Origin of the sequence: Paraburkholderia sacchari (genome assembly GCF_000785435.2) — a bacterium.
In the GTDB taxonomy this organism is placed as follows: domain Bacteria; phylum Pseudomonadota; class Gammaproteobacteria; order Burkholderiales; family Burkholderiaceae; genus Paraburkholderia; species Paraburkholderia sacchari.
This window is the reverse complement of sequence record NZ_JTDB02000002.1, coordinates 920,416-934,115: the sequence shown is the minus strand read 5'-3', so window position 1 is coordinate 934,115 and position 13,700 is coordinate 920,416. Positions and strand designations below refer to the sequence as shown.

Below are 13,700 nucleotides of genomic sequence, written 5' to 3'. Positions count from 1 at the left end.
GAACGCGGGGTGCCACCATTCCCGGGATACGAGCAGATTGCCGGGAAATTCGGCGCTACGCCCACAGGTACGGACGGCGCGTCTTGCCCTTCGACCCGGCCATGGCAACCGAGTAGCTTTGAAGGCAAAGATTGCCAGCGAAAGCTGGCGCAAGTTCAATTCCGTGTCGCATGGGCACGATTTCAAGCGGCGTCTTGGGTAGCATGGGTACCTGAAGATCCGCGCTTGAAAATGCCCCTCGCTTGGCTGCGGCAAACGCATCGTGCGCGATGCTCGCCCGCGTATGAGAAAATTTGCACCGCAATCGATTGACGGGAAGAGAAATGCGCACACATCACATTCGAGAGTTGGACGGGCTTCGTGGAATCATGGCCGCGTGGGTAATAATTGGTCACACGCTCGGCGCACTCCCCGCACTATTTGGAGCTATCCCGAATTCGTTATATAACGATATCCCCGTTCAGGTGTTTATCATTCTGAGCGGCTTTGTCATATTTGGGATGCTCGACCGCGGCTACGAGTCGTACGGTCGTTACCTTACCGGTCGAGCTTTTCGCATTTTCCCCGTCTATCTCATTGTTCTCGTACTTTCCACATTTACCCTGAATTTTGCGGAGCAGGTGCTACGTGCGGCCCCCGTGGGCGTTGCCACCGCAGCACGCATTCAGGTAATCGATATTGCACGCGATGATCTCGTTAAACATTTCCTGGCGCACCTCCTGTTACTGCAGGGAATATTTCCGCATCTAATATTTCCCTACGCCGCAGTCACAATCGTCGGCCAGGCGTGGAGCCTGACACTCGAATGGCAATTCTACCTCGTGGCGCCACTACTGTTTTTTCTAGTCAGTAGACTGACGCAGCGTTGGACGGCACTCGTAGCCGCATTGATGGTGGCCGTTTGTTGGGTAGTCGCACCTGAAATGGACTCGGCGTTTCTCTCAAATGGTCTACCGCTCTTTTCAATCGGTTTCTTGAGTTCCTTTGCTTTCAAGCGTGGATTAATTCAAACCAATCGGCGCAGCCGGTTCGCCATTTTTGCTGCGTCAGCGTTACTGAGCGGGCTATTGGCGCGCGACTTCGCTGCAGCCAGCATCATCTGGCTGGTGTCGTTGTTCGCGGCCACCGCGTCATCCAACGAGCTTGGATTCGCCGCGATTCGTTCAGCCCTCTCCTCACGCCTTGCTTCGTACCTCGGCAGCGTTAGCTATCCGCTCTACTTGATTCACATGCAACTGCTATTTGCTTGTCTTTGGATCACGAACCACTTCGTGCTCTCAGTGACGTCGCGTATAATCATCCTTCCCCTACTCACACTTGGGACGTCGATTCTCGCTTCGGAACTGCTCCATCGACTGATTGAAGTCCCGTTTCAGCGCATTGGCAGGCGCCTCTCCACCGCAACGCACGAACAAGCGCGTCAGATCGGACCTAATGTCCACAGATAGTTCCGAACAGATGAAGCAGGCTAGCAACGGGCAAGGTCCACTGGTAAGCAAGCCGCAGCCATCAGAGCACGACTCTCTGATAGTCTCGTGTGTCGATCCCTACCAGCAATTCTTCCGGCACAAGAAATTCGTTCATATTGAATCTCGCCATAAATTCGCTGAGTAACTCAGTTTTGGTTTTCGTGGCGGAAGCGAGGTGCAACAGGCGATAATCGTGAGGAGAATTTTTATAGTGAAACTCTCTTGAATTGAATTCCGAATGATCGAGGCGAATGAAGAAATCGCCTTCTTCAAACCTCCTATCGGTGGTCAAGACATACACGATCGCGTCCTGGTCTCCATTTGTGTACATTCCATATTTTTCCTGATTCCACCATGCCTTGACATGTTCGAGGTTTACATTGCGCACAGCATCAAGGAATTCTAGTGAACGTCGAGTAGATTTCAGAAAAAATTGGCCAGATGAGACGAAAGTCCACGCACCAGCATTGATGGGGCTTTTGCATATGATCAAATCATGCTTCTTGTAGCGGCTGATATATGGCAAGAGACGCCATGAAAAATCCGTGAAATACGCATCATCGTCAAGCCAAAAAACCCACTCGTCGCCCCCCAAGGCCGCGCGCACAGTATCGATTTTTCCAAAATACGGATTGACGCCATCCCTGCGCAACATGAATGACCACGCATAATTGGCGCAATTGATATCAGCAAATACTTTGTGATTAATGAAGGATTTGAGTCGAAGCCGATCGCAGCCGCTGACGATCGTGAGCCCGCCCTTTCGCTGGGACAAAAGACGTTTAGAAAAGAACATTTGGCTTGACAGTAATTTGCTGTACAAAAGTGTGCTGATTGGCCGCGTGATACAGCATGGCTTTCCGGTTTCGTACCACCTATTTACCATCCGATGGACGGACTATCGGGCCAGCCAACAAGCGGATTCAAATCGGTTCGGCAGAAGCTGCGGACATGTCATCAACGCAGAAAACTGAGAGCGGCCTGCAGTGACGGGATCGTCTCCGCGAAGTCGCAGCTGCCTTCTGGCGTTAAGAGCAGGTTGGTGCCGACACCCGCAGCCGCACCAGCCTGCATATCCGTAAGGTTGTCGCCGACGAACAGCGAAGCCTTCATGTCGATGTCGAAGTCGTCACGTGCGGCGAGCAACATGCCGGGCGCTGGCTTGCGAAACTCGCTAACGCGCCGGTACTCCCCCACCCCGTGCTCCGGATGATCGGGACAGAAGTACACTTTGTCGATATGTCCGCCACGCGCGTCGAACTGCTCGCCAACCCACTCCATGAGCGCGTGAAAATCCGCCTCGGTATAGTAGCCGCGACCGATACCTGCCTGGTTGGTCACAACGATTACTAAGTATCCGCGCGCCCTGGCCTGCGCGACAAGTTCAAAAATACCGTCGACAAAATCGAATGCATCGCGTCGCACGACATAGCCGTGATCAATGTTGATCACACCATCGCGGTCAAGGAACAGGGCCCGCCGGCTCATCGTCGCTCCACATCCGCGAGATCTGTCTGTGCGCGCAGGTAGTCGGCCGGTACACCGATGTCGATAAACATTCCTTCGGTGACGAACAACCTGAAGGCCTGTTGCTTCACCGCTGACGCGAGGAAGTCCGTCTCCAGCGAAAACGGCACGCCAACAGAAAATGCATCGAGCAAATCGCGCGGAAACACATAGCAGCCCGCGTTGATGAGACCGGGCCCCGCTGTGCCCTTCTCAGAAAATTGTGTGAAGCGACCGGCTTCCATTTCCACGCGACCATAACGCGCCGTGTCGGGCACGGCGCGCGCGACGACGATCGGCTCGTGCCAAGTCTGCCAGCACGCCTCGATCTCAGCGGCTTCGAGTGCAAGATAGGTGTCACCGTTGAAGATGAATACGTGGTCGGCCTCGCATCGAGCCAATGCTTGGCGGATCGCACCACCGGTGCCAAGCGGCTCGCTTTCAACCACGTGCACGATCGCCATACCCTCAAAAGTATCACCGAAGTGCGTGGCAATCACATCCGCCTTGTAGCCGAGCGCAAGGACCACACGCGTAAAACCACGCGTCGCGAGGCTACGCAACACGATTTCAAGAAATGGGCGACCGGCCACCGGCGCCATGGGCTTAGGCAGATCAGGAACGACTTCCCGCAGTCGCGTCCCAAATCCACCCGCAAGAACGATAGCTTCCATGAGATTTGGCGAGTCGGCCCTGTTCGCGAGCCGACATTTTTCTTCAAACAGGTTTCGTGAACAATGCGTTCTCAACGAGCCCGCAAAGGATATGGCCGAGTACCAGATGGCCCTCCTGAATCTTCGGTGTATCAGCCGCCGGCACTTCGAGAACGAAGTCGCACAGCTCCTTCATCGGGCCACCGCGGTTACCCGTCATGCCAATACTCTTGATGCCAAGACGACGCGCCTCTTCCAATGCACGCAAGACGTTCGGCGATTTGCCCGAGGTGCTATAGCCAATGAAAATATCGCCTTCGCGGCCATGCGCCTGAACCTGACGCTCGAACAACTTCTCGTAGCCGTAGTCGTTGCCGATCGCCGTGAGAATGGATGTGTCGGTCGTCAGAGCGATAGCCGGCAGGCCGGGCCGGTCAAAGGCGAAGCGGCTGACGAATTCACCGGCGATATGTTGTGCGTCGGCAGCACTGCCGCCGTTACCGGCAAGCAGAATCTTGCCCCCCCTCTTCATGCATTCGATACATGCTGCGGCTGCAGCAGCAAGCGTCGTTTGCAACGACTCGTCCGCCAGCATGCCGGACATCACGCGCTGCGCTTCGCTAATTTGCGAAAGAATATACGATTGGGTCAAATTTTCCATGCTTGCGTTCCATTTTTGGTGAAGTGGCAATTGCTGACCTGGCCATTGAAGCGGCCCAGTGTACGAATAACGTCCATGCGCCGCTGCGGCGGTACGAAGAACATCATGAAGCCGCCGCCGCCCGCCCCCGACACCTTCCCGGCAGACGCTCCCGATTCGACTGCAGAATTGTAGATCTCTTCGATGTGGGCGTTCGATACCGTGCTTGCTGAGCGCTTCTTGTTTTCCCAGCCTTGTTGCATCGACTCGACTATGCCGTCAAAGTCCGCACGCAGCAGGCACTCTTTCATGGTAACGGCTTCGCGCTTCAGACCGTGCATTGCGTCGATCGCCTGCTGCGCACCCGAGCGCACATTATTGCTCTGGTCGGCAATGATACGGGCCGACTCGCGTGAGACGCCCGTATAAAAGAGCACGAGCGAGGCTTCGAGCTCACTGACGATGTAATTCTTGATCCGCAGCGGGTTCACGACCGCGCGCTCGTCTGCGTAGAACTCCATAAAATTGAAGCCACCGAACGTTGCCGAGTACTGATCCTGACGGCCACCTTTAAGGCCACAATCTACCCGTTCGATACGGAATGCCAAGTGCGCAATCGTATAGTCATCGAGTGGCAGATTGAGCAACTCAACGAATGCTCGCACCATCGCCACCACCAGCGTCGACGAAGAGCCAAGGCCCGACCCTGCAGGAGCGTCGCAGAATGTCGTCAATTCCATCGCAATCGGCCGACCGCCGTTGTACTCGCGGATCATCGTCGTGTAGACCGCCCGATGCAGATCTAGTTCGCCTCCCAATGCAAGTTCGGCTTGCAGCGGCAATTCCTCGCGGCGATTTTGGTCTGCCGCATAGAAGTGGATGACTTTCCCCTCAAGCGGCTTGATTACCGCATAGGCATATCTGTCGATGGTGGCGTTCAATACGTATCCACCATGCATATCGCAATACGGCGAAACATCGGTCCCTCCACCTGCCAGCCCTAAACGCAAGGGCGCGCGAGCGCGAATCAACATACGTCTATCCTTTACTTTATTGTGCCAACGAAAACGGCGTTGCTTGAATGAGTCCAGGGTATTCAAAAATCCGGTCAAACCCCTTAAGGCCTTCCGAATAGAACTGCAAGTAACGCTTTCGACTCAATTCGGCGAGCCGCTGAAGTGCATCCGGGTTCCGATGCAATGCAAACAAATCCTGAACGAGCGACTTGAGGTCAGCATGTATATGCATCGGATCGCCGGTTTCAATGCCCTTTGAACCACATTCTGTGGTCAAGAGAGGCATGCCAAACGCCATAGCCTGTACAGTTTTGACATTGATACCGGTGCCCATGGTGACGGGCGATACGACGAGGTCCAGTTCGGAATAGAATTCGCCGATATCTTCGACAAACCCCCGCATGGACACCCACGGACGCCTGAACACGGCAGCCTCGCCCGGCGAAAGCCCACGCACCATTTCGGCTACTTGCCCGGCCACCTCGACCACGAACGGACATGGCCGACCGCGCAATTGCCGATCAATGGTCTCCAGATACTCGCGCACCAATGCAAGATTGATGCGGTTTGCGCTCGCCACCACACCAACCTTTTCCATACGATTGAAACGCTTGTCGAGAAAGCGCGGCGCCTCGATATGCGGAATCACCACGGAAATCGCCCGACCGGCGACCTCGTCGAAATAACGCGCCTCTTCCTCACGACGTCCAATAACGATGTCCGCACGTTGCAGATAGCGCCCCTCCTCCGCTGGCGTGCAGGAGAAAAACTCAAGCGGCTGCCCGTTCTTGCGCAGCATGTCGTATCGATTGCCCATCTTGTCATGGGTATCGATCACTTTGAGCATGTGCGAGGGCACGAACTCAAGCAGCTTCGACTGGAAAATATACGAGCAAAAAACAATATCAATCTCGTAGCGATCGCACAAGCAACGAATGCGCTCTCCAAGGCCCTCCTCATACCAACCATCGAACGGGATGTCGTGCCCATTTGCCATCATGGGATTCGAAAAAGGCAGCACATCAAGTGAGTCCCAAGCGGCACGCATGTCGTCGAGATCGGATTGCTCGTATTCATGGCTTTGCAGCAGCGCGAAATGCACTTTATGGCCAGCGTTGCGAATCCAGGATGCAAACTGGTTAATCGTCGCACGATTGCCATGGTTTGCCGGATGCGAGGGGAACGGGCTGAAGTAGAGCACGTTCAGCTTGCCGGATTTGCGACGCTTCATCGCACGCGGAGGAATCGTGCGCTCTGCGCGGCTCGCTGCGAGTTGCCATGGCACCGGCGGGTAATGGTCGCGCGCAAAAACGTCCTTCCACTTCTCGCGCAACAGTCGGATATTGTGATCTTGCAAAGCCGTGTTATGAGACGGCGCCTGATCCGCGTAACTCGCATGCTCGAAATGAATAACCTCCGAAGCCGGTTGATAAACCACCCTCATACCGCTTGAGCGCGCTGACATTGCAAGATCGGAGTCTTCGCAATACGCGTTCTTATAGCGTTCATCAAACCCACCAACCGCGTCCCAGAAAGATTTCCGGACAAGGATAGAGCAACCCGAAATATAGTCGACTTCACGCTCAATATTGAACACCGGCGTATGGCGAGCGCAACCGCGGCCGGTATTGTTCGCCGTCCCATCGCTGAAAAGCACCGCCCCCGCTTCTTGAATGAGCCCGTCGGGATAGAGCATCTTAGAACCCGCAATTGCGATTCCAGGATCATCCTCCAGCGTACGGTATAGATTCTCCAGCCAGCCCGGCAGGACAATCGTGTCATTGTTGAGCAGCAGGATATGACGCCCGCGCGCATGGCGAGTTGCGTTATTGCAGTTGCGCAGGAAACCTACGTTACGTTCCGTCTTCACTACCTTCAACCCTGGATACAACATCTCTGCATTGACGGTCTCGTCCGTCGAGCCGTCATCAGCAAGAATTAGCTCGTAACAGACGCCGTTGCCCAGTGTCGTTTCCAGAATGGAGTTCAGACAGGCATAGGTCATGCGCCACTGGTTGTAGACAGGCACGATGATCGACACATCCACGTTTGCCTCGTCGTCCGGCACCGGGACCGCACGCGGCGCAAGGCTGCGGCAGTAGTCCGTGACGAGATCGAGCGGCAATGCGTGGGCTGCGTCGAGCACGCGCATCAGAGATGCGCGGTTCGCCGCATCCCCGAAGCTCTGCGCTATCAACACGCGACCGTTGCGCGAGAGACGGTTCCACAGCACCTCGTCGCCGTACAGCTTTACCACGGCGTCGGCAAAATGCCGCGGATCATCGGCGATCAACGCGTGCACGCCGTCCTGCACGTGCATTCCTTCAGCGGCAATATCCGTGCAAACGCAAGGAATACCTGCGCCCATGGTCATGCCAACCTTGCCCTTGATCCCAGCCCCATACAGCAGTGGGGCAACGCCGACGCGCATAGTCGTAAGAATCGGAGTCAGGTCCGGCACGAAACCAACGACCTTGATACCGGGTATGTTGGCAAGCTCAGTCACTGCTGGCGGCGCTTCTGCGCCAACAATATGAAATTCGACACCCGGCAAACGATCCCGGATAAGCGGCCACACCTCTTTCGAGAACCATTCGACAGCATTTACGTTCGGTGTATGGGCAAAGCCGCCGAGGAAAAAAAGATGCTTGCGCGTGGCAAAAGGTGCCGGTGCGGCTTCCACCGGTACGTACAGAGCCGGGAACACGCTCACTGGCAATTCCGGCAATTCTGCCTTCAAATATGGTACTTCCGCTGGACTGACAACGACGACGTGATCGACACGACGCATGATGGCGAATTCGCGCCTGCGCGTGTCTTCGGCTTTTGCTCGCGACTCGATGGTCTTGTCAATTTCGGCCTGACGCATTTCACGTAGGAAGTGCAGGTCTGGCGCATGGAAAATGACGCGCGCATACGGTGCGACTTCACGGATCACACCGAGCATTGTTTCCGCGACATCGACACGGATCAGATAAAACGCGCCAAACTCATGACCGCGCGCCCGCAGAAATGCGACCGATGAATCGTATCCACTTTCGCGTGTCACAACTTCGACGCCGTACGCCTTGAGTTCCCGTTCGTGTTTCCGCGACGCCTCCATGCCATTTGGCAAGAACACGACTTCGTAGCCCATTTCGGCGAGGTCGCGCAGAATCCCTACGGTCGCGCGCTCCCCCGCCGACACTTCCGCCATCGGAATACGGTAATCAGCAACCAGAAGACGCTTCGGATTCTCTGGCACTCGCTCAGCATTTGCCATGAGCGCCGTCGTCAAATGCGGCAACGCGTGGCCAGCCGCGGCCGCTGCAGCGCGTGCACGCAGAAAGCGCACGCGCTCTGCCGTACGATGCGGCGTCAAGGTCCACCAAAGCGCTTTCGCGCTGCGGCGCAACTGAGTTCGCGCCCACGATGGCATATGGGAGCCGACGCGGCGCGCAACGCCCATTGCGCGCCAGGTCGTGCTCGCTTTGATAATCGCGAGTTCGCTTCGCGTGGCAGAGAGTTGCCCGGATAGTTCATCATTCTCACGTTGGCTTTGCGCGATCACATTTTCCATGTTCTCGCGATCACGCTTGTGCTGATCGACTACTTTGGCGAGTTTGTCCCCATCCTTCACTCGCAGAGCGGTCAGGTCCTTGAGCATAGCGTCGCGTCGCGCAAGCTCTACTTCGCGATCTTTCAAATCTGCGTCGCGTCGTTTTAGTTCCTCATCGCGCACGTGAATATCGGCGTTCAGTCCCAATATTTCGCCATCGCGCACATCAACGATGCGCCGCAACTCTTCGACTGCATTGCGGAGATCACCAAGCGAACGTTGATCGTCACCGGCCTGCTGTTCGAGTCCGCCGATGCGCTCGTTGAGCAACGCGACGATACGCCGACTTTCTTCAGCAATCGCAGCGAAGTGATATGCCCGAGAGTCCAAAAGCTGGATACGGCTCGCAATTTCGTCCTTCAACGTGCAGTCAAGCGCGTCATTAAGTTCAAATTGCAGGACTTTCAGGATCGCATCAGGACGCAGCGGATAGGGCGCGGTCGCCAGCAGCTCCCAGAGTGACGGCAATTTGATCCTGCCCTCGATGCACTCCTTATATAACCGCTCGCCGCCTTCGAAATCGCGGGCGAATTCAGCTGTGAGCCCGACCGCCTCCGCGAAATCTCTCCATTTCGTCGGCAGATCAATAGTGTCGGTTTGCCAGAATGCAAATGGGACACGATAGGCCAATGCGACGATTGCCGCGTGCAATGATGCACAAAGCACGAAACGCGCAGAAACGATTGCGTCGATAAATTGTTCGACTGCTGCGAATTCCGCAACAATCGCCGGCCGCAAAACAAGATCGCAGCCGCTCGATTTCAAAATCTCCACATCCGTGCGCTGATCGTGGAAATGCGGAATGCAGAGTGCCTTGCCGGAAAACTTGGGACGCTTGGACGCGCTGTAGATCGCCGGTAGCAAAAGTCCTGGATCGCCCATAGCGACGTCCGCCCCAAGACGCAACTCGCTCGCGCTAACAGGACCACGCACGGCAAGAATGTCCACTTGTGCACGCTTTTCCCGACTGAGGCCACCGGGCTCCCGAACGCCAAGGCCCCACGCGACTAGCGTCGAAACACGCTCGCCCGTATCTTGCAGATCTGCGCGGCCATCGTTTTCCTGCTTGATGACTGCCGGGTCCGGAATGAAGTAATCGTCGAGCGCGCTTCCGATTACCCGGACGTGGCTGGAATGGCGAGCCGTACGCAAAAACAGCCGGTCGACCAGATACTCGGATAAGTAATCGCCGAAATTCTGCATCGACTCTCCTTGCAGCCAGTACACGATTTTATCCATGTTCTCTGGAATCTTTAGCTAATCGAAGATATTGAAAATTGTAGGTTTGCAACTTAGCGCACCCGCTTATACCAGAGGCGGTACACGTGGCATTGTTGACAGCCCGAAATCGTCCCGCTCCAGCGTCAAATTCGGGTTGTAGGCCGGGTCGTTCCGCAGTGCACTTCCCCATCGTCGCTCCATATATGCAATTTCCTTCGCAAATCGGGCGCGCTTCTCGGGATTATCTTCGTAGCCACGAGTAGCCGATTCGTGATGGTAAAGCTCGGCGTAGGGAGTCCAGACATTGCGGTAGCCAGCATCGCGAACACGCAAGCAAAAATCAACATCGTTGAACGCAACGGTCAGGTCCTGCTCATTCAGGCCGCCCACCTCGAGATAGACAGATTTGCGAATGAGCAGACACGCTGCGGTAACAGCGGAATACGAACTGATTAGTCGTGCACGGCCAAAATAACCATTGGCGTTGCGGGCAGCATGTTTGTAAACGTGACCCGCCACACCGCCGACGCCAGTTACTACTCCTGCATGCTGGATCGTGTCGTCCGGGAACAATAGCTTTGCGCCTACGGCACCAACGCCGGGCTGCAGCGCAAGACTCACCATTTCGCCAAGCCACTCGCGCGCAATCACCTCGATGTCATTGTTCACAAGTCCAACAAGTTCACCGCGTGCCTCACGCACCGCTGCGTTGTTCAATGCAGAATAGTTGAAAGGCCGATCGTCCCGAATCACCCTGACTCGCGAATCGGCCGCAAACGCATCGAAATAACGCAGTGTCTCGGGATCGTTCGAGCCGTTATCGACGATCAATATTTCATAGTTCGGATAGTCTGTCCTCGCGTGGATGCTCCCGATGCATTGGCGCAAGAGTTTCAAGCCATTACGCGTCGGCACGATCAGACTAACCAACGGCAGTGTCTTCGGCAACGCATAACTCACGCGATAACCGTGGCCTATCCATTCAGCACTTGCGGCGACGCCCGTACGCGCAAAATGCTCATTGAGCGCACGCTCGCCGGCCAGCGCGACATACGGTTTCGCAGCAACACTCTGCGCAGTGCTGCCAGAATGTACACGCCAGTGGTACAGCACGCGCGGAATATGATGAACCGCGCCATCACCGGATACTTCGAGACAGCGCAACGCGAGGTCATGATCCTGCGACCCTTCTAGCCCCTCCCGAAAACCGCCGACCTCGTCCACGAGCGACTTGTGATAAACGCCCAGGTGACTAAACATATTGTGGGAATAGAACAAATCGATGTTCCAGTCACACTTGAAATACGGATCGTGCCTGCGCCCAGTCTCATCAATCTTGTCTTCATCGGAGTAGATAAGGCGAGCCGAAGGACAGGCGAGAATCGCGTCGGCGACACAATACAGCGCGTGTTCGGGCAGCATATCGTCATGATCGAGCAACACCACCCAATCGCTGCTCACTAGCGCGAGTGCACTATTCGACGCAGCACAGATATGGCCGTTCTGCTCGCGAAAGACAACCTTGATACGAGCGTCATAAGCAGCGTATTGCTCGAGAAGCGGGCGGATCGCAGGATCGGTCGAGGCGTCGTCCGCGATGCAAAGCTCCCAGTATGGGTAAAGCTGCGCACGCACAGAATCTATGGCCTGAGCGAGCCATTCTGGCTTTGGATTGAACGTCGGCATCACAATCGACAACGTCGGCCAACCTCGTTCGCCTTCAATGCGCTTGACCATTGCCGCGCGAGCCGCATCGTCGAGCGTGTCGTGACGCGCTATCCATTGCAAATAGCCCTCACGACTCGCCCATGCATCGACTGCGCTCCGGCCCAAACGCCGCATACGTCTGCCTAGCCCGCTCATGCCGTCCTCGCGGTAAATGGCGTACGCTCGGTGCACGACTGACCTCATTCCGCCCGTCATGCGCACGCGGCGCGCGATCATCGCACCAAAATTGTAGGCCCGCCGCCACGGCATCCTTACTCCCTCCTTCGACATCCTCAACCATCCCGTCACGTCAGCTTACGCTCCCGCGATTTGCACCTCATAAGCACGGACGACTTCCTCCGTGGGGCCAAACGCGCGCACTTTACCGCGCTCCATCCAAAGGACCTTGTTGCACACGCGGCGAATCTCCGAATTCTGGTGCATTGCCAGCACGACGATCTCGGCTCGACTGTGCAAATCTTGCATGCGCAGCTTGGCCTTGTTGAGAAACGCGGCGTCGCCGACACCCATGACTTCGTCGAGCAGGAGAATCTCCGCATCAACCGCCGTAGACACCGCAAAGGCTAAGCGCACGCGCATCCCGCTAGAGTACGTACGCAGCGGCAAATCGAGATAGTCGCCTAGCTCGCAAAATTCTGCGATCTCGGCCTGCTTGTCACGAATCTCGCGGTCGCTCATACCAAGCAGCAACCCGCGAAGGCGAATGTTCTGCATGCCAGTTGAATTTTCATCCATGCCAAGACTGATATCGAGCAAGGGCACCACTTTGCCATCGCGCTCGATCACGCCTGCTGTCGGAGGATAGATGCCGGCCAAGGTGCGCAACAGTGTTGACTTGCCGGCACCGTTGTGACCAATCAGCCCAATGCGATCGCCGCTTTCGAAACGGATATCGATGTGATCGAGTGCGCGTACGACAATTACGCCCTCGTTATCTTCCGCGATCGAGTTGCGGCGGCCCATGCTCATGACTTTCTTTTTCAGCGAGCGACCTTGCACGTCGTAAATAGGCAAATCAAGCGTCACGCCCTTAAGTTCAATAAACGCCACGTCACGCTCCCTTCAGACCCAGTACGGAATACGTTTGATATAGCGCCCGGTCATCACGAGCGCGAGCGGCCAACCGACCACCAGCATCCCGAGCGCCACTCCCCACGTCAACAAGGACGGCCCTTGTCCGATTAGCGGATCGCGCACGACGCCCAGTAGATAGCCGATCGGATTAAAGTCGACAATGAAGGAGAAACGCGTCAATGCTTCAGGGCGAAACATGATAGGGGTCACATAAAATATCACCTGAATAAGCGCCGCGATAATCTGTGGAAGATCGCGAAAACGCGCCGAAAGCAACCCGGCAATCATAGCGAGCCAAAGTGCGTTCAGAATGAAAACAAGCAGGCCGGGAATGAATAACGGTAGCGTCTCCCAACTCTTGACACCAAAAATCCCCAAGAGAACGATGACGATGATGAAGTTGTGCGCAAGCACGATGAAATTGCGCCAGACGACCTGCAACATGAAAATAATCTTCGGTGTTGCGGCTTGGCGAATATACGTGCTGCTGTTGATATAAGCCATGCTCCCTTCGTTCACAGTCTGCGAGAACATATTCCACATCACGAGACTGCATGCGAGGTATGGAAGGTAGTCGCTCATCTTCTGGCCGAAGAGCGTACCGTACACCACACCAATGGACGCGATTACGACACCCATACTGATAGTCAGCCAGAACGGTCCGAGTCGCGAACGCGCGTAGCGCTGCCGCACTTCGAGCCATCCGAGCAGCGTCCATAGGCGCCAGGAGACAACACTATTTTTTAGATCGAGCAATGCGAGAGAGAACATGCGGTCGGTCTGATATCTCAGAAT

Annotated in this window: 10 protein-coding genes; 1 reads left to right on the top strand and 9 read right to left on the bottom strand. The window is 55.7% G+C overall.

The genetic code is table 11. The features are described from left to right. Window positions 1–323 precede the first annotated feature (323 nt). Window positions 324–1,448 (top strand): acyltransferase family protein, encoded by a 1,125-nt coding sequence (locus NH14_RS10895; protein WP_035526527.1) that lies wholly within the window; start codon window positions 324–326, stop codon window positions 1,446–1,448. Between the two features lie 61 nt (window positions 1,449–1,509). Here NH14_RS10895 and NH14_RS10890 read toward each other — a convergent pair whose 3' ends face one another. The 9 genes from NH14_RS10890 to NH14_RS10850 all read right to left on the bottom strand — a co-directional run bounded on the left by NH14_RS10890 (window position 1,510) and on the right by NH14_RS10850 (window position 13,676). After that, window positions 1,510–2,265, bottom strand: a complete 756-nt coding sequence (locus NH14_RS10890; protein ID WP_161790844.1) for a glycosyltransferase family protein — start codon at window positions 2,263–2,265, stop codon at window positions 1,510–1,512. Between the two features lie 161 nt (window positions 2,266–2,426). Beyond that, window positions 2,427–2,957 carry a D-glycero-alpha-D-manno-heptose-1,7-bisphosphate 7-phosphatase gene (locus NH14_RS10885; RefSeq protein WP_035526532.1) on the bottom strand — a complete coding sequence of 177 codons (531 nt, stop codon included), beginning with the start codon at window positions 2,955–2,957 and terminating at the stop codon, window positions 2,427–2,429. Then, entirely contained in the window at window positions 2,954–3,649 is a 696-nt protein-coding gene (locus NH14_RS10880; RefSeq protein ID WP_035526536.1) for a nucleotidyltransferase family protein, read from the bottom strand. The genes NH14_RS10885 and NH14_RS10880 overlap by 4 nt, the downstream gene beginning before the upstream one ends. Before the next feature lie 43 nt (window positions 3,650–3,692). Beyond that, on the bottom strand, window positions 3,693–4,289 hold the full coding sequence (locus NH14_RS10875; RefSeq protein ID WP_035526539.1) for a D-sedoheptulose 7-phosphate isomerase: 597 nt from the start codon (window positions 4,287–4,289) through the stop codon (window positions 3,693–3,695). Further along, entirely contained in the window at window positions 4,277–5,302 is a 1,026-nt protein-coding gene (locus tag NH14_RS10870; RefSeq protein WP_035526540.1) for a GHMP family kinase ATP-binding protein, read from the bottom strand. The genes NH14_RS10875 and NH14_RS10870 overlap by 13 nt, the downstream gene beginning before the upstream one ends. 16 nt (window positions 5,303–5,318) lie before the next feature. Next, entirely contained in the window at window positions 5,319–10,121 is a 4,803-nt protein-coding gene (locus NH14_RS10865; RefSeq protein ID WP_084225422.1) for a glycosyltransferase, read from the bottom strand. A 66-nt stretch (window positions 10,122–10,187) separates the two neighbouring features. After that, the gene (locus NH14_RS10860; RefSeq protein ID WP_035526543.1) at window positions 10,188–12,080 is read right to left on the bottom strand and encodes a glycosyltransferase family 2 protein; all 1,893 of its coding nucleotides are present in this window, start codon (window positions 12,078–12,080) and stop codon (window positions 10,188–10,190) included. A gap of 45 nt (window positions 12,081–12,125) precedes the next feature. Further along, window positions 12,126–12,881: an ABC transporter ATP-binding protein gene (locus NH14_RS10855; protein ID WP_035526546.1), complete on the bottom strand. Its 756-nt coding sequence runs from the start codon at window positions 12,879–12,881 to the stop codon at window positions 12,126–12,128. Window positions 12,882–12,893: 12 nt separating this feature from the next. Further along, the gene (locus NH14_RS10850) at window positions 12,894–13,676 is read right to left on the bottom strand and encodes an ABC transporter permease (RefSeq protein WP_035526549.1); all 783 of its coding nucleotides are present in this window, start codon (window positions 13,674–13,676) and stop codon (window positions 12,894–12,896) included. Window positions 13,677–13,700: the final 24 nt, after the last annotated feature.